The sequence below is a fragment of the Roseateles microcysteis genome (assembly GCF_036880965.1).
Lineage (GTDB): Bacteria > Pseudomonadota > Gammaproteobacteria > Burkholderiales > Burkholderiaceae_C > JAUASW01.
Map to the genome: position 1 here is coordinate 302,332 of NZ_JBAJMV010000001.1, position 17,171 is coordinate 319,502.

Annotated in this window: 21 protein-coding genes; 8 read left to right on the forward strand and 13 right to left on the reverse strand. The window is 64.9% G+C overall.

Going from position 1 to position 17,171, the window contains the following annotated elements; translation table 11 throughout:
- Positions 1-36: 36 nt before the first annotated feature.
- Together ccoS and V3596_RS01400 are read right to left on the reverse strand one after the other, a co-directional pair.
- Positions 37-207, reverse strand: coding sequence for a cbb3-type cytochrome oxidase assembly protein CcoS (gene ccoS / locus V3596_RS01395; RefSeq protein ID WP_334275799.1), 171 nt, complete (start codon positions 205-207; stop codon positions 37-39).
- Between the two features lie 2 nt (positions 208-209).
- Positions 210-2,426, reverse strand: a complete 2,217-nt coding sequence (locus V3596_RS01400; RefSeq protein WP_334275800.1) for a heavy metal translocating P-type ATPase — start codon at positions 2,424-2,426, stop codon at positions 210-212.
- Between the two features lie 61 nt (positions 2,427-2,487).
- On the opposite strand from V3596_RS01400, the gene V3596_RS01405 reads away from it, so the two are divergent.
- Positions 2,488-2,940 carry a DUF192 domain-containing protein gene (locus tag V3596_RS01405; protein ID WP_334275801.1) on the forward strand — a complete coding sequence of 151 codons (453 nt, stop codon included), beginning with the start codon at positions 2,488-2,490 and terminating at the stop codon, positions 2,938-2,940.
- Between the two features lie 58 nt (positions 2,941-2,998).
- Here the strand turns inward: V3596_RS01405 and V3596_RS01410 are convergent, their stop codons facing one another.
- Together V3596_RS01410 and xseA are read right to left on the reverse strand one after the other, a co-directional pair.
- The gene (locus tag V3596_RS01410) at positions 2,999-3,580 is read right to left on the reverse strand and encodes a superoxide dismutase (protein WP_334275802.1); all 582 of its coding nucleotides are present in this window, start codon (positions 3,578-3,580) and stop codon (positions 2,999-3,001) included.
- 59 nt (positions 3,581-3,639) lie between these two features.
- Complete coding sequence (gene xseA / locus V3596_RS01415; protein ID WP_334275803.1) at positions 3,640-4,932, reverse strand: exodeoxyribonuclease VII large subunit; 1,293 nt, start codon at positions 4,930-4,932, stop codon at positions 3,640-3,642.
- 333 nt (positions 4,933-5,265) lie between these two features.
- Here xseA and V3596_RS01420 point away from each other — a divergent pair, with 333 nt between their 5' ends.
- From V3596_RS01420 to V3596_RS01450, 7 genes are all read left to right on the forward strand, one after another.
- The gene (locus tag V3596_RS01420) at positions 5,266-5,919 is read left to right on the forward strand and encodes a MotA/TolQ/ExbB proton channel family protein (RefSeq protein WP_334275804.1); all 654 of its coding nucleotides are present in this window, start codon (positions 5,266-5,268) and stop codon (positions 5,917-5,919) included.
- 3 nt (positions 5,920-5,922) lie between these two features.
- Complete coding sequence (locus V3596_RS01425; protein ID WP_334275805.1) at positions 5,923-6,339, forward strand: ExbD/TolR family protein; 417 nt, start codon at positions 5,923-5,925, stop codon at positions 6,337-6,339.
- Positions 6,336-7,364 (forward strand): tetraacyldisaccharide 4'-kinase, encoded by a 1,029-nt coding sequence (gene lpxK, locus V3596_RS01430; protein WP_334275806.1) that lies wholly within the window; start codon positions 6,336-6,338, stop codon positions 7,362-7,364. Before V3596_RS01425 ends, lpxK begins: the two co-directional genes overlap by 4 nt.
- The gene (locus tag V3596_RS01435) at positions 7,357-7,563 is read left to right on the forward strand and encodes a Trm112 family protein (RefSeq protein ID WP_334275807.1); all 207 of its coding nucleotides are present in this window, start codon (positions 7,357-7,359) and stop codon (positions 7,561-7,563) included. The genes lpxK and V3596_RS01435 overlap by 8 nt, the downstream gene beginning before the upstream one ends.
- The gene (gene kdsB, locus V3596_RS01440) at positions 7,560-8,315 is read left to right on the forward strand and encodes a 3-deoxy-manno-octulosonate cytidylyltransferase (protein ID WP_334275808.1); all 756 of its coding nucleotides are present in this window, start codon (positions 7,560-7,562) and stop codon (positions 8,313-8,315) included. Before V3596_RS01435 ends, kdsB begins: the two co-directional genes overlap by 4 nt.
- Positions 8,316-8,483: 168 nt before the next feature.
- Positions 8,484-9,137 (forward strand): adenylate kinase, encoded by a 654-nt coding sequence (adk, locus tag V3596_RS01445; protein ID WP_334275809.1) that lies wholly within the window; start codon positions 8,484-8,486, stop codon positions 9,135-9,137.
- An 89-nt stretch (positions 9,138-9,226) separates the two neighbouring features.
- Positions 9,227-9,985 (forward strand): 3-hydroxyacyl-CoA dehydrogenase, encoded by a 759-nt coding sequence (locus V3596_RS01450; RefSeq protein ID WP_334275810.1) that lies wholly within the window; start codon positions 9,227-9,229, stop codon positions 9,983-9,985.
- 82 nt (positions 9,986-10,067) lie between these two features.
- Here the strand turns inward: V3596_RS01450 and V3596_RS01455 are convergent, their stop codons facing one another.
- The 9 genes from V3596_RS01455 to V3596_RS01495 all read right to left on the reverse strand — a co-directional run bounded on the left by V3596_RS01455 (position 10,068) and on the right by V3596_RS01495 (position 17,101).
- A complete protein-coding gene (locus tag V3596_RS01455) occupies positions 10,068-11,324 on the reverse strand; it encodes a hypothetical protein (RefSeq protein WP_334275811.1) in 1,257 nt (418 codons plus the stop codon).
- Positions 11,325-11,487: 163 nt separating this feature from the next.
- On the reverse strand, positions 11,488-11,925 hold the full coding sequence (locus tag V3596_RS01460; RefSeq protein WP_334275812.1) for an ExbD/TolR family protein: 438 nt from the start codon (positions 11,923-11,925) through the stop codon (positions 11,488-11,490).
- A 15-nt stretch (positions 11,926-11,940) separates the two neighbouring features.
- Positions 11,941-12,366 (reverse strand): ExbD/TolR family protein, encoded by a 426-nt coding sequence (locus V3596_RS01465; protein WP_289253251.1) that lies wholly within the window; start codon positions 12,364-12,366, stop codon positions 11,941-11,943.
- Between the two features lie 24 nt (positions 12,367-12,390).
- Positions 12,391-13,215, reverse strand: coding sequence for a MotA/TolQ/ExbB proton channel family protein (locus V3596_RS01470; protein ID WP_334275813.1), 825 nt, complete (start codon positions 13,213-13,215; stop codon positions 12,391-12,393).
- Between the two features lie 104 nt (positions 13,216-13,319).
- Positions 13,320-13,967, reverse strand: a complete 648-nt coding sequence (locus V3596_RS01475; RefSeq protein WP_334275814.1) for an ABC transporter substrate-binding protein — start codon at positions 13,965-13,967, stop codon at positions 13,320-13,322.
- A 588-nt stretch (positions 13,968-14,555) separates the two neighbouring features.
- A complete protein-coding gene (locus tag V3596_RS01480) occupies positions 14,556-15,539 on the reverse strand; it encodes an LD-carboxypeptidase (protein WP_334275815.1) in 984 nt (327 codons plus the stop codon).
- The gene (gene tadA, locus V3596_RS01485; protein WP_334275816.1) at positions 15,536-16,105 is read right to left on the reverse strand and encodes a tRNA adenosine(34) deaminase TadA; all 570 of its coding nucleotides are present in this window, start codon (positions 16,103-16,105) and stop codon (positions 15,536-15,538) included. The genes V3596_RS01480 and tadA overlap by 4 nt, the downstream gene beginning before the upstream one ends.
- A gap of 159 nt (positions 16,106-16,264) precedes the next feature.
- A complete protein-coding gene (locus V3596_RS01490; protein ID WP_334275817.1) occupies positions 16,265-16,492 on the reverse strand; it encodes a hypothetical protein in 228 nt (75 codons plus the stop codon).
- 33 nt (positions 16,493-16,525) lie between these two features.
- A complete protein-coding gene (locus tag V3596_RS01495) occupies positions 16,526-17,101 on the reverse strand; it encodes a 2'-5' RNA ligase family protein (protein WP_334275818.1) in 576 nt (191 codons plus the stop codon).
- Positions 17,102-17,171 lie beyond the last annotated feature (70 nt).

The window sequence follows — 17,171 nt, forward strand, 5'->3', positions numbered from 1 at the left end:
AATGCGCTTGAATGCGAAGAATTGTTTGGCGGCAGCTCACTTGCCCGGTTGATCCGCATCAACTGCAGGCGAGTCCGGCTCCAGAATCCGCTCGCCTTCGCGCTCGAGATCGTCCAATTGGCCACTGTTGAGCGCCCAGCCGAACAAGCCGACCAGTACCAGCACCAAAAGCACCGACAGTGGAACCAGGATGTAGAGCGATTCCATCGTCAGCCTCGCGCCAGGCGAAGTGCATTCGCTACCACTGCCAATGAGCTGAGCGCCATGCCAAGGCCGGCTGCCCAGGGCGGCAGCCAGCCGCTCAGCGCCAGCGGCACACAGGCCAGGTTGTAGGCCGCGGCCCAGGCGAGGTTCTGCTTCACCACCCTGCGCATGCGCAGCGCCATGGCACGGGCACGCGGCAACACGGCCAGTTGCTCGTTGACCAGCACGGCATCGGCTTGCGCACGTGCCAGCAGCGCGCCCCGCCCCATCACCACGCTGGCGTCGGCCCGTGCCAGCACCGGCGCATCATTGATGCCATCGCCCACCATCAGTACCTTGCGGCCCGCTGCCTGCAACTCGGCCACCACGGCCAACTTGCGCTCTGGGCTGGCACCGGCAATGCAGCGCTGCACGCCAGCCGCTGCAGCCACGCGCTCGGCACGCTCGGGCGCATCGCCAGACAGCAGCAGGGTACCGAGGCCAGCGGCATGCCAGGCAGCAATGGCTTCGGCAGCACCCTCGCGTACACGCTCATCGAACTGCAGCCAGAGCAAGACCTGGCCCTCGCAGCCGAATGCGAGCTGTGCAAGGCCCGCGGAAGGATCAACGCCCTCGCCCACCCAGGCGAGCGCGCCGAGCCGCCATTGCCGGCCTTGCGAATCCATGGCCTGCAGGCCGTGACCTGGCAACTCCTGCAGGTCCGTCCAGTCGGCACTCGCATCAGGCCAGGCGCGCACCAGCGCCTGAGAAAGCGGATGGCGTGAATGCGCGGCGAGCGCTGCAGCTTGCTCGAGCAAGGCGGCATCGGCGCCAGCCGCCAACCAATGCTGGCGCAAATGCAGCTGCTCTTCGGTCAAGGTGCCGGTCTTGTCCAGCACCAGCAAGTCCACCTCACAGAGAGATTCCAGCAGCTCGGTGCGACGCAAGAGCAAGCCTCGCTTGGCCAAAGCACCTGTCGCTGCCACGCGAGCCGCGGGCGCCGCCAGCGACAGCGCACAGGGGCAAGTGACGATCAACACCGACACAGCCACCCACACCGCCCGCGCAGGCTCCCAGTACGACCACCAGGCGGCAGCGCCCGCTGCCAGCAAGAGCACGCCCCACAGAAAAGGTCCGGCCACGCGCTCGGCCAGGGCCACGCTGGCGGGCTTCTGGCTCAGCGCCTCCCGCATCAGCCGCACGATGGCCTCGATACGCGTGTCGGCGCCGACGCGCTCGACTCGCATCAGCAAGGGCGCATCGAGGTTCAGGCTGCCGGCGACCACGGCGTCGCCCTGGTTCTTCATCACTGGCAGGGATTCGCCGCTCAGCAAGGCCTCGTTCACCGAGCTCTGGCCGCGCTCAACGCGACCATCGGCTGCAAAGGCCTGACCAGCGCAAACTCGCACGAGGTCGCCGGCACGCAGGCGGCTCGGCGGCACCTGCTCGCTGCGGCCGGCGCTGTCGATCCGCTCGACCATCTCGGGCATCTTGGCCGCAACGCGCTCCAGCTCTTGCGCAGCCCGATGGCGCCAGCGCAGTTCCAGGTAGCGTCCCGCCAGCAGGAAGCTGACGAACATCGTCAAGGAATCGAAATAGACCTCATGCCCGAACAGACCTCCGGGCTCGAAGGTGGCGCCGCTGCTGGCCACAAAGGCCACCGCAAGGCCCAGCGCCACGGGCACGTCCATGCCCAGTTGCCGCTGGCGGATCTGCTGCCAGGCGCCCCTGAAGAACGGGGTCGCCGAGAACAGCAGCACCGGCAGGCAGAGCACCCATTCGCCCCATTGCAGCAGGCGCACCAGGTCGGTTGCCATCTCGCCCGGCGCCGCCCAGTAGATCGGCGCCGCGAGCATCATCACCTGCATCATCATGAAAGCGGCCACGAACAGCCGCCACAGCGCCTGGCGCTGTTCGCGCTGGCGAAGCATGCGCGCTTGGGCAGCCACATCAGGCACGGCGCCGTAGCCGGCGCGCTCGATCGCGGCCACCAGGCGCGCCAGCGTCGTCTGGCCGGGTTGCCAGCGAAGGCTCAGGCGCGCAGCGGCTGCATGCACCGACGCGGCCAGCACGCCAGGCTCATTCAGCAGGGCCCGCTCAATGATGCCGGCGCAGGCCGAGCAATGAAGGCCCGAAAGCTGCAAGGCCGACAAGGCCTCGGTCCCCTCCCAGCGCGTGAAGGGCGCGAGCAGGTCCGGATCGTCGGCGGTTTGGCTGGGGAAAGCGGTGTTGGCAGCAGTCATGGCTTCGTAACCGCGACAGCGGCCTCGGACCATAATCTAGAGAAACCATCCGCCCTTCGACATGATCCATATCAAGACTCGCAGCTTCGCCGCCCTGATTCTGAGCCTGAGCGCCACCCTGGCGAGCGCCCAGGAACGGGCGCAACAGCTGCCCAGCATCCAGCTGGGCGCCGGCATGCACCTGATTCAGGCCGAAGTGGCGCAGACTGATGAGCAGCGCGCCATCGGCCTGATGCACCGCCCCACGATGCCGGCCAACAACGGCATGCTGTTTGTCTTCGATCAGCCACAGCCGCAGTGCTTCTGGATGAAGAACACCCTGCTGCCGCTGTCCATCGCCTTCGTCGCTGACGACGGCACGATCGTCAACATCGAAGAAATGAAGCCGCAGACGCTGGACTCGCATTGCTCGGCCAAGCCGGTGCGCTATGCGCTCGAGATGAATACCGGCTGGTTTGCCAAGAAGGGCATCAAGCCCGGCACCAAGCTGCGCGGCAAGCCCTGGGCGCAGTAAGCCCGGACGCAATGGAAAAAGCCGGCGCTGAGCCGGCTTTTTCTTGGAGCAAGCGCAATCAGGCGAAGTTGGCCTGAGCGAATTCCCAGTTGACCAGGTTCGAGAGGAAGGTCTCGACGAACTTCTGGCGCAGGTTGCGGTAGTCGATGTAGTAGGCGTGTTCCCAGACGTCGACGGTTAGCAGTGCCTTGTCAGCCGTGGTCAGCGGCGTACCGGCGGCGCCGGTGTTGACGATGTCGACCGTGCCGTCGGCCTTCTTCACCAGCCAGGTCCATCCCGAACCGAAGTTGCCGACGGCGCTCTTCACGAAGGCTTCCTTGAAGGCGTCAAAGCTGCCCCACTTGGCATTGATGGCATCCGCCAGCGCGCCGCTCGGAGCACCACCGCCTGCGGGCTTCATGCAGTTCCAGAAGAACGTGTGGTTCCAGATCTGGGCAGCGTTGTTGTAGATACCGCCGCTGGAGGTCTTGACGATCTCTTCCAGCGTCTTGCTCTCGAACTCGGTGCCCTTTTGCAGGTTGTTCAGGTTCACCACGTAGGCGTTGTGATGCTTGCCATGGTGGAACTCCAGCGTCTCGGCGCTGTAGTGAGGTGCCAGGGCATCCTTGGCATATGGCAGTGCGGGCAGGGTATGTTCCATATCAACTCCTTGTGATGTTGTGGGAAGAGCAGGTCGGCGCCGATTGTAGGCAGCGATCATCAAACCCTCTTGTCTGTGCGGATGACCGCCATCTCCGCTGCGCCGTCTGCGAGCACCGCCTTCACGTTCTGGCCCGGCTGCAATTGCGCGACCGAGGTGAGCGCGCGGCCGGAGCCGTCGTCCAGCCAGGCATAGCCGCGGGCCAGCACACGGGCCGGGTCGAGCGCCGCCAGGCGCGCCTTCAGCGCCTCGAGTCGCCGGTCGTGCGCCTGCAATAGAGCAGGCAAGGCACGCGCACGGCGGGCGTCAAGGGCCTCGAGCTTCTGCTGCTGAAGATGCTGACGATTGGGCAAGACCTGGCCCCAGCGCTGCGCCAGCAGGGCCAGGCGCCGGCGCTGCTGGCCCAGGGCCTGGCCGGGCCGGGCCAGGCGCAGGCCGGCGCGATCCAGGCGCTGGGCGGCAGCGTCCAGGCGCTGCTGGATGCGACGCTGGAGCGACAGCGCCAGACCGGCCAGCTCGTCCAGGCAGGCCTCCCGCTCCGGCGCGGCCAGCTCGGCCGCTGCCGTAGGTGTGGGCGCGCGCAGATCGGCTGCCAGATCACACAGCGTGATGTCGGTTTCATGGCCGACGCCGCAGATGACCGGAATGTCGGAGGCCGCCACCATGCGAACCAGCCGCTCGTCGTTGAAGGCCCAGAGGTCTTCCATCGAGCCGCCACCACGGCACAGTATCAGGGCATCGACTTCGGCGCGGTCGTTCGCCGTGCGCAGCGCGTTGATCAACGCTGCCGGTGCTTCAGCGCCTTGCACAGGACTTGGATAGATGATGATTTCGACCTGCGGCGCTCGGCGCGCCAGCGCGGTGAGCACATCGTGCAGCGCGGCGCCTGCAGTGGACGTGATGACGCCCAGTCGCTTCGGGAAACCCGGCAGCTCGCGCTTGCGAGTGACATCGAACAGGCCTTCCGCCTCGAGCTGGGCCTTGAGCCGCAGGAATTGCTCGAACAAGGCGCCGGCACCGGCCTGGCGCATCGCCTCGGCCACGAACTGCAACTCGCCGCGTGGTTCATAGAGCGCCAGCCGGCCGCGCAGCTCCACCAGTTGGCCGTCCCGTGGCGCAAAGCCGAGCATGCCGGCCGCCCGGCGAAACATGGCGCAACGCATCAGCGCGTTGCCCTCGGCGTCCTTCAGGCTGAAGTAGCAATGGCCGCTCGCGGCCCGGGTGAAGCCGGAGATTTCGCCCTGGACCGTGACCACCGAAAAGCGGGCTTGCAAGCTGTCGGACACCGCTGCAAGCAGGCCGGCGACACCCCAGACCACACGCTGTGGCGCGGCTTTGAAAGGCTCAACCATGCGCAAAGCCAACGCTGGCGCGGGTCCAGAACTCCACAGCCGCGCCAATGCTGGGCTGGCGGGGCATCGCTGGCGTCACGCGTTTGTCACAAGGGGTTAACTGCTTGAATCTCAAGGCCTTTTTCCTGCTCAAGAATGAGGCAATCTGTTCCAGGCCGCATTCCTGCGTGCTCTGCGACAGTTGCGCGCAAATTTGCCCACAAAGTTATCCACAGCATCGGTGGATTGTTGGCGGGTTCACCCGGCCGAAACTGGCCTCGGCTTGGGCCCATAATCGCCCGCTGAACGCCGACACCGGTCGGCACGCGCACCGCAAGCCTCGGAGGGACGCCCTTGTTTTCGATCATACAAGCCGCTGGTTGGCCGATTTACCCGCTTCTGCTGTGCTCGATCGTGGCCCTGGCCCTGGTCATTGAACGCATCTCCAGCCTGCGCCGCCGTCGCGTCACGCCGCCGCGCCTGCTTGACGAGGTGCTCAGCGTCACCAGCCACAGCCTGCCCAGCGCCGACGTGGTCGAGAAGCTGGCCGACAACTCGGTACTTGGCGAAGTGCTGGCCAGCGGCCTGCGCGCCGTCATCGTCGAGCCCCGCATCACCGAGGTGAAGCTGCGCCAGGTTTTTGAGCTGGCCGGCCGCAGCGCCATCCACCAGCTGGAACGCTACCTGAACACGCTGGGCACCATCGCCACCGCAGCACCGCTGTTGGGCCTCCTGGGCACGGTGGTGGGCATGATCGAGATTTTCGGCAGCCAGGGGCCCAGTGGCGGCAACCCGGCGCAGCTGGCACATGGCATTTCGATTGCGCTCTACAACACGGCCTTCGGCCTGATCGTTGCGATCCCCTCGCTGATGTTCTATCGCTACTTCCGCGGCCAGGTCGAGGAAATCATCCTCGAGCTGGAGCAGTCGAGCGATCGCATGCTGGGCCACCTGATGCGCTTTGCGATCCAGCAGCCGCCCGCGGCCAATGGCAACATCAAGGGCTGAGCCATGAAGTTCAGACATCGTCGCGCCGAGGAACCGGAGATCAACCTGATCCCCTTCATCGACGTGCTGCTGGTGATCCTGATCTTCCTGATGCTGTCGACCACCTACAGCAAGTTCACCGAGCTGCAGGTCAACCTGCCGACAGCGAACGCAGAGAAGCTGAAAGACAGGCCCACCGAGATCATCGTCGCGGTGTCGGCGGATGGCCGCTATGCGATCAACAAGCAGCTGGTGGATGGCCGCACGCCCGAGCAACTGGCAGCAGCCTTGCGCGCTGCCGCCAACGGCAGTGAAGATGCCGTGGTAATTGTTTCGGCAGATGCCGCCGCGGCCCACCAATCGGTGATCAATGTGATGGATGGGGCGCGCCGCGCTGGTCTGAACCGGCTGAGCTTCGCGACCCAAGGTTCGACGCAGTGACGCTGGAAGCGCGGGTACAGCGCGCCTGGAGCGAGGGCGGGCTGCTCGCGCTGGCACTGCGGCCGCTGGCATGGCTCTACGGCTCGCTGCTCGCGCTGCGCAATGTCCTCTACCGACTCGGCGTAAAAAAGACGGCCAGCCTGCCGGTGCCCGTTGTCGTCGTCGGCAACTGGATCGTCGGCGGCGCCGGCAAGACGCCTACCACGCTCGCGCTGCTTGACCTGCTGAAGCGCGAGGGCATCAGGGCCGGCGTGATCTCGCGGGGCTATGGCCGCGGCGATGAGCAGAGCGTGCAAATGGTTCATCGAGACAGCCTGGCCACCGAGGTCGGCGATGAGCCGCTCCTGATCCATCTGCGCAGCGGCGTGCCCGTGGCGGTGGGCCGCGATCGCGTGGCGGCCGCCGAAGGCCTGCTGTCCCTCCATCCCGAGTTGCAAGTGCTGATCAGCGATGACGGCTTGCAGCATCTGCGCTTGCCGCGGGTCTTGTCTGTCCTCGTGTTCGACGAGCGCGGCATCGGCAATGGCCGCCTGCTGCCCGCCGGCCCTTTGCGCCAGCCTGCGAGCCCCGTGCTGCCTGGCGATGCCCTCGTGCTCTACAACGCCACTGCGCCGACCACCACGCTGCCAGGCCATCTTGGCCACCGCAGGCTCAGCGGCGCCGTGAGCCTCAAGGACTGGTGGCAAGGGCAGCCGGCCGATGTCGCCACGCTGCAGTCATTGCGGGGCAAGCCAATGCTCGCCGCGGCCGGCATGGCGCAGCCCCAGCGCTTCTTCTCGATGCTGCGCGAGCAGGGCCTGCAGATCAACGAGCTGCCCCTGCCCGACCATGCCTCCTTCGCCACCCTGCCCTGGCCGGCAGACACTGCCGATGTGTGCGTGACCGAGAAGGACGCTGTCAAGCTGCGGCCGGAGTCCATTTCAGCCACCCGGGTCTGGGTGGTGGCGCTAGACTTCCGACCCGATCCGGCGTTCGAGCAAGCCCTGCTGCAACGCCTCAAGCCGAGAATTTCGAATCATGGATAACCGATTGCTGGAACTGCTGGTCTGCCCTCTTTGCAAGGGCCCGCTGACCCTGCATCGCGGCGACAACAGCCAACGCGAATTGATCTGCCACGCCGACCGCCTCGCCTTCCCGGTGCGCGACGACATCCCGGTGATGCTGGAAAACGAAGCCCGCGCCATCGACGCCGTGGAGATGGAAAAACTCAACGCCGCGCGATGAGCTTCACGGTCGTCATTCCCGCGCGCCTCGCGTCCACGCGCCTGCCCAACAAGCCGCTGGCTGACATCGGCGGCTTGCCGATGATCGTGCGCGTGGCGCAACGGGCGGCCATGTCCAAGGCCGCGCGCGTTGTCGTCGCCACCGATGCACCGGAAGTGCTGGCAGCCTGCGCAGCGCACGGCGTTGAAGCCGTCGCCACGCGCGCCGATCACCCGTCCGGCAGCGACCGGCTGGCCGAGGCCTGCGCGCTGCTGGGTCTTGATGGCAATGACCTGGTCGTCAATGTCCAAGGCGACGAACCCCTAATCGCGCCCGGCATGATCGACGCCTGCGCCGCGCAATTGCAGGCGCGCCCCGACTGTGTGATGAGCACCGTAGCCCATGCGCTGGAAGACGCAGCCGAGTTCACGAACCCGAATGTGGTCAAGCTGGTGACCGATGCGCGCGGCACGGCTTTGTACTTCTCGCGCGCGCCGATTCCCTGGTGGCGCGACGCTGAGCAAGTACCCGGGCCACAGCCAGGTTCGGCGATGCGCCATGTCGGCCTCTATGCCTATCACGCCGCCTTTTTGCGCCGCTTCCCGACGCTCGCTGTGAGCCCGCTGGAGCGCATCGAGTCGCTCGAGCAACTGCGCGTGCTCTGGCATGGTGAGCGCATTGCTGTGCACGTCAGCGCCGAGCGGCCGGGGCCAGGCGTCGACACGCCCGAAGATCTGGAGCGCGTGCGCGCACTGATCGCCGCCGGACACTGAGCAGAAGCGCCCCGAAGCCCGAAGCAGCGCAGCGGGAGTGCAGTTTCAGCCCAGCGTCAATCGGGGCGCGCGTCAGTTTGGTGCAGGGCAGTGCATGCTATCCTCGCCCGCAGTTTTGCAGGGCGGCCGTACCCATATTGCGCCCTGTCTTGAGTATTAGGAGACCCCGTGCGACTGATTCTTCTGGGCGCCCCCGGCGCCGGCAAAGGCACCCAGGCAGCCTTCATCTGCCAAAAGTTCGGCATCCCGCAAATCTCCACCGGCGACATGCTGCGTGCCGCGGTCAAGGCCGGCACTGAAATGGGCCTCGCGGCCAAGAAGGTGATGGACTCGGGCGGCCTGGTTGGCGATGACATCATCATCGGCCTGGTCAAGGAACGTATTGCCCAGCCCGACTGCGCCAGTGGCTTCCTGTTCGACGGCTTCCCGCGCACGATCCCGCAAGCCGACGCCATGAAGGCCGCTGGTGTGAAGCTGGACTATGTGCTCGAGATCGACGTGCCCTTCTCGGCCATCATCGAGCGCATGAGCGGCCGCCGCTCACATCCGGCCTCGGGCCGCACCTATCACGTCAAGTTCAACCCGCCCAAGGTGGAAGGCAAGGACGACGTGACCGGTGAAGACCTGGTGCAGCGCGACGACGACAAGGAAGAAACCGTCCAGAAGCGCCTGGAGGTCTATTCGGCCCAGACCCGACCGCTGGTGGACTACTACTCCGGCTGGGCCGCTGCAGGTGATGCACAGGCGCCGAAGTACCGCCGCATCGAAGGCATTGGCACGGTCGACGAGATCACTGCACGCGCGCTGGCTGCACTCGGCTGATACCAGCCCACGCCAATTTGCCAAGGCCGCTTCCAGCGGCCTTTCATTTGTTCGACAATTGACGTTTACGTCAACGTAAGGAAGAAATCATGGACATCGCAGGCAAGGTATTCATCGTCACCGGCGGCGCTTCGGGCCTCGGCGAAGGCACGGCCCGCATGCTGGCGCGCGAAGGCGCCAAGGTCGTGATCGCAGACCTGCAAGCCGAGCGCGGCGAAGCAATCGCCGCCGAGCTGGGCGGCGCCTTTGTGCGCTGCGACGTGAGCCAGGAAGCCGATGGCCAGGCCGTCGTGGCCAAGGCTGTTTCGATGGGCAAGCTGATGGGCCTGGTGAACTGCGCCGGCATCGCACCCGCCACCAAGACCGTAGGCAAGGATGGCGCCCATCCGTTGGCCAGCTTCTCGAAGACGATCACGGTCAACCTGATCGGCAGCTTCAACATGATCCGCCTGGCGGCCGAAGCGATGAGCAAGAACGAGCCGGAAAGCACCGGCGAGCGTGGCGTGCTGATCTCGACGGCCTCGGTGGCCGCCTACGATGGCCAGATCGGCCAGGCAGCCTATGCAGCCTCCAAGGGCGGCGTGGTGGGCATGACCTTGCCTATCGCTCGAGACCTGGCCCGCAACGGCATCCGCAACATGACCATCGCGCCCGGCATCTTTGGCACGCCGATGCTGTTCGGCATGCCGCAGGAAGTGCAGGACGCGCTGGCTGCCAATGTGCCCTTCCCTTCGCGCCTGGGCACGCCGAACGACTATGCCAAGCTGGTGCACCAGATCATCACCAACGAGATGCTCAACGGCGAAGTGATCCGCCTGGACGGCGCGATCCGCCTGGCACCGAAGTGATGCTGGCGGCGCCCATGACGCGGCAATAAAAAACGGGCCCCTCGGGGCCCGTTTGCTCTTGGCGCATGGCGCCCGTGCTTCATTACTTGGCGCTGCGGGACTGGACGATCCACAGGCGCGCCAGCTCGGCAGCGGCATTGTTGGCGCCACCACGCGATGCTGCCTTCCAGGCTGCTTGCGCCTTGGAGACGTCACCGCCGTTGAGGTAGGCCAGGCCCAGGTACAGATTGGCGTCTTCGTTGCTCTTGACGCCCTTGTCGATGGCCGCCTTGATCATCTGCGTACCCTTGAGCGTATCGCCGCGGAACGCGATTGCCAGGCCCAGCGAGACCATCGGCGTGCCGTCCTTGGATTCGGACGCCACCTTTTCGGCCTCGGGCGCAGCGGCCTTGGCTTCGGCGATCTTCTTGGTCAGCAGGTCAGCCAGGCGCTTGTGGCGGGCACCTTCGGTACCCTGACCCAGGACGCCGGCTGCAATGCCCTTTTCAACGATCTTCTTGCCTTCGTCGGGATAGCCAGCCTGCGCGGCCAGCTGAGCCATCTCCATGTAGTCATCGGACTTGACGATATTGCCGGTGACAAGCTTCAGGCGGTAGACGTCCAGCGTGTACTTGTCCGAGAAGTACTTCTTCTGGGTCAGGCCTGCCAGCACCTGGGTCCACATGTCCTTCGTGGGATAGAAGTTGAGCTTCTTTTCCTCGATCAGGGCGACGGCGTTGTTGTCCTTCTGCTTCAGTGCAGCGAAGTGCGCCAGGTCCAGCTTGTCCTTGGACGGCACACGGCCCGCAGCCTCGTCGGCGCGCAGGTCTGCCATGGCGTCCTTCAGCACGGTGGCCATGTCGCCCGACTTCACCTGGGCGTTGAGCTGCACCTGCTTCATGCCCGGGCTGTTGCCGCCTGCTGCGAAATACTTGTTGGCCCACTCGAGCGCCTTGGCCGAATTTCCCGCGCGCAGATAGGTGCCGGCAATGGTTTCCATCGTGCGGATCTGGCTGGCGTTGTCGATCTTGCCGGCTGCCTTCAGGGCTTCGAAGCCCTTGACGACCTGATCGGCATCGCCCGCGCCCGAAGCGGCGGCCATGCGCATGTATTCGATGGTGGAGTTCTCGGTCGCGTTGCGGCCCGAGACGCCTTCGGCATCGCGGACCTTGGCCAGCGCTTCCTTGTACTTGCTTGCCTTGATCAGCGTCTGGGCATCCTTCAGATGCTTGCCCACCTCAGGGCGCACGCCTTCGGCCTGGGCCTGGGCTTGCGGGAAACCGACGCCGCCTTCAGGCGTGCCACCGATCACGAAGGCGGCGGCGCCGACGGCGGCCGCGGCCAGAGTCTTGAGTTTCATCTCGAATATCTCCTGCGAAAGATCAGGCACTTTGCGCGCTGGTTGATAACTTCAGGCTTCCGGAGCAACACAGCCTCCCTGGCGATCACGAATTAAAGCGCAAAGAGCCAAGAAAAAACGCGCGGCCCTTGCGGGCAGCGCGTTCATCAAAGCTTGACAGCAATCACTTGGCGAACTGTTCGTTGCCAACCATGCCCATCTTGGTCAAACCGTGGCGCTGCACCGAGGCCATGACCGCGGCAACCACACCATACTCCACCAGCTTGTTCGGCTTGATGTGGATTTCAGCCTGGTCCGCGACCGGGATCTGGGCTTGCTCGCCGAGGCGACTGTCCAGTTCAGCCATGCTGGCCACCGGGACGCCGTTCCAGCTGACAACGCCGTCGAAGTCGATGAACAACTCAACAACCGTCGGCTCCTTCGGGGGCGTCTGGTTGCTCGGCGGCGGCATGTCCAGGTTGACCGAGTGCAACTGGATCGGGATGGTGATGATCAACATCACCAGCAGCACCAGCATCACGTCGATGAGGGGCGTCGTGTTGACGTCCATCATGACTTCGGGTTCGTCGCTGCCCGAAGAGCTACCTACATTCATTCCCATGCTTGGCTCCTAGCTTCAGTTGCGAGCCGGAGGCTCGGTGACGAAGCTGATCTTCATGATGCCAGCGCGCTGGCAGGCATAGATGACCTTGCCAACCGACTCGTAGCGCGACCGGTCGTCACCGCGGATGTGGACTTCGGGCTGAGGGTTCAGCACCGACTTTTCCTTCAGGCGGGTGACCAGTGCTTCCATGTCGGGCACCAGCGCAGTGTTCCAGTAGACGTCGCCGTCCTTGGTCACCGCGATTTCGATGTTTTCCGGTTTGGTGACGCGGACGATGTTTGTCTCTTTGGGCAGAGACAGGTTCACCGATTGCGTCACCACCGGGATGGTGATGAGGAAGATGATCAAGAGCACCAACATCACGTCCACGAGGGGCGTGGTGTTGATGGTCGAAACCACCTCATCATCGCCGGAAGAAGATCCGACGTTCATTCCCATGATGGGTTCTCCGGGAAGCGGGGATTAACGCTTGGCGCGGTTGCCCATCAGCACGCCGTGCAGGTCGGCAGCGAAGGCACGCACTTCGGCCATGACGGCCTTGTTGCGGTTGACCAGCCAGTTGTAGCCCAGCACGGCCGGCACAGCGACGCCCAGACCGATGGCGGTCATGATCAGCGCTTCACCCACCGGGCCTGCCACCTTGTCGATCGAAGCCTGGCCGGCAACGCCGATGGCGGTCAGTGCTTGCAGAATGCCCCACACCGTGCCGAACAGGCCGATGAACGGCGAGGTCGAACCAACGGTAGCCAGGAAGCCCAGGCCCGAACCGACGCGGCTGTTGACTTCACCAACGGCGCGCTCGACGTTCATCGTCACCCAGCTGCTGTGGTCGATGTTCTCGGTCAGGGCGCCTTCATGGTGCTCCGAAGCCTCGATGGCCGACGAAGCGATGAAGCGGAAAGCGCCAGTGTCCTTCAGACCCTTGACGCCATCAGCCAGACTGGCCTTCTTGAAGAACGTGGCACGCACTTCCTTGGCTTCGTTGGACAGCTTTTGCGTGTCCCACAGCTTGGTGATCAGGATGTACCAGCTACCCATCGACATGATGGCCAGCAGGAACAGCACGCCCTTGGACACGGCGTCGCCGTGCGACAGCATGTGGCCCAGGCCGTAGGGATTCTCTTCGCTCTTCGGAGCAGCAGCGGCAGCAGGTGCCGGGGCAGCAGCTTCGGTGGTCGGGGCGGCAGATGCTGCATCAGCAGCTTGCGCGAAGGAGGCTTGCGAGGACAGCGCCAGGGTCGCGGCCATTGCAACGGCGGCCAGGAAGCCGGAGATACGAGAGATCATGGAGTCAACTCCTAGGAAGAAATCGGATATCGATCAGATATCGGTTTTTGAGAATGAGGGGGCTTGCTTTCAAGCCACCCCATGCGTGCTTGTTGGTGCGAGCCTTATTCGATGCGGAACTGGAATTCCTGTTCGAACACATGGTCGCCCGGGCATTCGTAAGCTTCTTTGAGCGTCGCGTCGATCGCTTGCTGCATGGCGCGCAGCGCCTTGCGTTCCACGCCACCACGCAGGCTGGCGTACTCGACCGAGACAACGCGACCGGAGCGAACCGTGGCAGTTGCCTTGATCAGGGCCTCGCCGCTCCAGTTCATGCTGGGAGCTTCGGGCTTGCCCATCTTGGTGCAGACCATGGCTGCCGTGACCGGGCCCGTACGGGCCACCGGAGCCGGAGCCGGAGCCGGGCGGGCCGGCGGCGTGGCCGCGATGGGCGCCGCGGGCGGGGGTGTCGACGTTGTCGGCGTATTGATCACGGCCGGCGGCGCCGGGGCGGTGATCACCACTTCAGGCGGCGGCACGAACGGCGGCGGCGGGGTGTCCAGCTTCGGCGGCGGCGGTTCGACCTTCTTGATCTCTTCCGGCGGCTTGACCTTCTCTTCGATCACCTTGGTCTCGATCGGCTCGGCCACGGCCTTGACGATCTTGCGAGCCAAACCACTGGCCAGCGCCCAGATGATCAGGATGTGGATCAACACCACGATACCGAAGCCTGTAGCGCGCGACGTACCCTTCTGTTCCTGCGCAAAGTTCATGCGCGCTCCTTCATAAGACTGCCAATCTTTTCCATCATTTGATGTGGGGGTTGTTGACCCTGCACAGCGCCCGCGTTGAAAGTTCTGTCAATGTCCCCAGCTTCGAGAAGCCGGGCCGAAATTACTGCAAACCGCTGGCCATGCAAGTCACCAGCAAGACTGCGCGGGATTGGCACTTTCGCACCACTGCGCCCCGACGACAAGAGGGGCACTGCGCAGCCGCCGGCTGAACGAAGATCAAGTCTCAAAACACTGGGTCAGATGGAAAGCCATCACTCAACAAAAATGCCCGCCGGCCAAAGACCTGCGGGCGACTTCCGTGGGTCGGCAATGAACGATGTAGCAGAACTACTCGTCAGCTTCCCTCGAACGCCTCCCATCATAAACGAGCAGCCCCCTAGCTTGGTCCTGGGGAATTCCCCAGCCTCCTTGCAAAGAGCCCTTGTCAAGCGGCTTCCCGGTTGATGATCAGACACGCCACGCCCAGCCATCGACTGCTGGTATTTTATTGGTATCCAAATACCCCTCGGGTTCAGGAGCGCAAGGGTTTTTACCTAGATTGCAACTGTCTGCGCGCCCTGCGCCCAATCAGTGGCCATGCGAGTGCCCAGGCGCATCGTGATGATCATGATGATGATTGTTGTCATGCCCATGCTCGCTGGCCCAGCCGATCAGGACCTCGCGCCCCTGCACATACAGCTCGGCCTTCGCTCCGACGGGCAGGCATACCTTGGTTCGCACATGGCCAAACGGCAGACCGGTCAGGACCGGCGTGCGGGTCGCGGCGCGCACTGCCTCGATGGCAGCTTTCAGCGAGTAGCCACGGTCCAGCGGTGACTTGCGCCAGCCGCTGAAGTCACCCAGCACGACGGCCTTCTGCGCATCCAGCACACCGGCCTGCTGCAATTGCAGAAGGCTGCGCTCGACGCGATAGGGATGCTCGTTGATGTCTTCCAGGAACAGGATGCCGCCCTTGATCTTGGGGAAATGCGGCGTACCCAGCAGCGAGTTCAGCACGCAGAGATTGCCACCCCAGAGCGTGCCGCGCACGCCGAGCTCCTCGAAGCCAGCCTCGGTGCGGAAGCCCACGGCCTCCAGCGCGCCACTCATGGCCTCCGTGAAGCAGTCCTGGGTGATCTCGTCCATCCCACCCTCTTCCTCGCTGCGGCCGAAGTCGTCGCAGGCCAGGGGGCCGGCCCAGCTGACCGGCCGCTGGCCGTCCTTGGCGTGTGCCAGCATGCCCAGCTGCAAGGAGGTCAGGTCGCTCTGCCCGACCCAGCGCGTGCCACGCTCGGTGCTCTTGATGAGCTGCTTCCAGTTGATCTGGTCCAGCAGCCGGGTCAGGCCATAGCCACCGCGCGAGGCCAGCGCAACGCTGGGGCTGGCCTTGGCAATGCGGTGCAAGGCGGCCAGGCGGGTCTCGTCGTCGCCGCCAAAGCGCTGATGCTTGGCCAGCGCGCTTTCATCGATGGCGACCTCGAAGCCGAGCTGGGCCAGGCGCTTGGCCGCCCGCTTGAGGGGCTGGGCCTGGGCCAGCACGCCGGCCGGCGTGTACAGGGTCAAAGAGGTCATGGCTTGATGTCGTCCAGGTGAATGGCATCCCCGGTGGGAATGCGCTCTTGATCTTGGGTGGCGGCGGCACGCGCCAGGTCGCGACGCTGGCGAGCCTGCTCACGTCGCTCGGCGAAGAACTCACGCAAGAGGCGCGCCGCCGGTTCAGCCAGCACCCCGCCTTGCACGGCCGTGTGATGGTTTAGCTGGGCCTGGGCAAACAGGTCCAGCACCGAACCGGCCACGCCGGTCTTGGGGTCGGGCGCCGCAAACACGACCCGCTTCAAACGGGCATGCATCATGGCCATCGCACACATGGCGCAGGGCTCGAGCGTCACGTAGAGCTCGCATTCCGGCAGGCGGTAATTGCCCAGCAGCGTGGCCGCATGTCGCAAGGCGACGATTTCGGCATGCGCCGTGGGGTCGTGCGTCGTGATCGGTCGGTTGTAGCCAGTGGCGATGACCTGGCCGTTGCGCATCAGCACGGCACCGACCGGCACCTCGCCGACCAGCAGCGCGTTGTGGGCCTGATCGAGCGCCAGGCGCATCGCGTATTCGTCGGCGGGAAGGAGCAGGTCGTCGGTCATGGCAGAGGCGCGGTCAGTGTAGCAAGCCGGCTACGCTGCGCCCCGATGATGGAAGAGGAAGAACCGGTCGCCTTGGCCCGGCAGGATCTGTTTGGCAAGCTTGCCATGGCAGATGCGCCAGTCGCGCCGAAACCGCGGCGCCGGGCAGATCCTGATGCCTCAGGGCTGCGCTTCGGATGCGCGTGCCGCGGCCTGGTCGATGGCGCCTTGCACCTGCGCACCCACCGCGGCCGGCAGCGGCAACTGCGCGGCGGATGAGGCGGCTTGAGATGTGCCCGCCACCGGCTGAGGCACGGGCGGCAGCAACTGTTTGGCCTGGTTCTTCATCACAAACATGGCCACCGCAAACGCGATGACCAGGCCCAGAATGCTGAAAGCTGCGCGCATGGTTCTTGGTCCTTTGAATGGCAGTGATTGGATTCAGGCATGCAGGGGCCAGCGGCCCAGCACCACCTGCCGGGTCTGGCCGATCAGCCGGTCGATCAGCATGAACTCGGTGGCCGTCCAGCGCAAAGGCTCGATTGCCCGCAGCTCAATCAGCGCATCATCGTAGAGCAGGGTCAGGTGGGGCGTGAACCGGCCTTGCAATCCGGTGATGCCAGCCGACTGCAGGTGCACGCCCAGGCTGCGGTGAAATGCACGCAGCGGCTCCAGGGGCTCGCCCGCCAGCAGGGCCAGTGGGTTGTTCCTGCGGTTGGTGCGGCCGAAGCTGAGCAGCGCATCCAGGCAGATCGGCACCGCCGGCGCATGCACAGCCTGCGCAGCTTCCAGCAGGCGATGGACCAGGTCCGCCGGGAAGCTCTCGAAGTCACCGACGTGATGCAAGCTGATGTGAAGATGCTCGGCCAGGAGCGGTCGCCCCTTGAGCCCCAGCTCCTTGCGCAGGCCATCAAGTCGCCGGCTGACGGCCGCGACCGTGGCTGCATCCGGCCGCAGGGCGAAGAACAGACGGTCAGTGGGCCTGGCCGGCTTTGCTGCTGCAGGTGGGGCGGACATCGGCCGAGCCTAGCGCATGAGCTGTGGTGATGGCCAGACATCTGTTGGCGATGGGGCAGCGCCACCCAGC

Excerpts from the sequence above, each read along its gene's own strand:
- V3596_RS01425 (WP_334275805.1), top strand. The coding sequence starts at position 5,923 with ATGAAGTTCAGACATCGTCGCGCCGAGGAACCGGAGATCAACCTGATC.
- V3596_RS01490 (WP_334275817.1), bottom strand. The coding sequence starts at position 16,492 with ATGCGCGCAGCTTTCAGCATTCTGGGCCTGGTCATCGCGTTTGCGGTG.
- V3596_RS01450 (WP_334275810.1), top strand. The coding sequence starts at position 9,227 with ATGGACATCGCAGGCAAGGTATTCATCGTCACCGGCGGCGCTTCGGGC.
- V3596_RS01480 (WP_334275815.1), bottom strand. The coding sequence starts at position 15,539 with ATGACCTCTTTGACCCTGTACACGCCGGCCGGCGTGCTGGCCCAGGCC.
- V3596_RS01465 (WP_289253251.1), bottom strand. The coding sequence starts at position 12,366 with ATGGGAATGAACGTCGGATCTTCTTCCGGCGATGATGAGGTGGTTTCG.
- V3596_RS01405 (WP_334275801.1), top strand. The coding sequence starts at position 2,488 with ATGATCCATATCAAGACTCGCAGCTTCGCCGCCCTGATTCTGAGCCTG.
- ccoS (WP_334275799.1), bottom strand. The coding sequence starts at position 207 with ATGGAATCGCTCTACATCCTGGTTCCACTGTCGGTGCTTTTGGTGCTG.
- tadA (WP_334275816.1), bottom strand. The coding sequence starts at position 16,105 with ATGACCGACGACCTGCTCCTTCCCGCCGACGAATACGCGATGCGCCTG.
- V3596_RS01475 (WP_334275814.1), bottom strand. The coding sequence starts at position 13,967 with ATGAACTTTGCGCAGGAACAGAAGGGTACGTCGCGCGCTACAGGCTTC.
- V3596_RS01455 (WP_334275811.1), bottom strand. The coding sequence starts at position 11,324 with ATGAAACTCAAGACTCTGGCCGCGGCCGCCGTCGGCGCCGCCGCCTTC.
- V3596_RS01495 (WP_334275818.1), bottom strand. The coding sequence starts at position 17,101 with ATGTCCGCCCCACCTGCAGCAGCAAAGCCGGCCAGGCCCACTGACCGT.
- V3596_RS01470 (WP_334275813.1), bottom strand. The coding sequence starts at position 13,215 with ATGATCTCTCGTATCTCCGGCTTCCTGGCCGCCGTTGCAATGGCCGCG.
- kdsB (WP_334275808.1), top strand. The coding sequence starts at position 7,560 with ATGAGCTTCACGGTCGTCATTCCCGCGCGCCTCGCGTCCACGCGCCTG.
- xseA (WP_334275803.1), bottom strand. The coding sequence starts at position 4,932 with ATGGTTGAGCCTTTCAAAGCCGCGCCACAGCGTGTGGTCTGGGGTGTC.
- V3596_RS01410 (WP_334275802.1), bottom strand. The coding sequence starts at position 3,580 with ATGGAACATACCCTGCCCGCACTGCCATATGCCAAGGATGCCCTGGCA.
- V3596_RS01400 (WP_334275800.1), bottom strand. The coding sequence starts at position 2,426 with ATGACTGCTGCCAACACCGCTTTCCCCAGCCAAACCGCCGACGATCCG.
- V3596_RS01435 (WP_334275807.1), top strand. The coding sequence starts at position 7,357 with ATGGATAACCGATTGCTGGAACTGCTGGTCTGCCCTCTTTGCAAGGGC.
- V3596_RS01460 (WP_334275812.1), bottom strand. The coding sequence starts at position 11,925 with ATGGGAATGAATGTAGGTAGCTCTTCGGGCAGCGACGAACCCGAAGTC.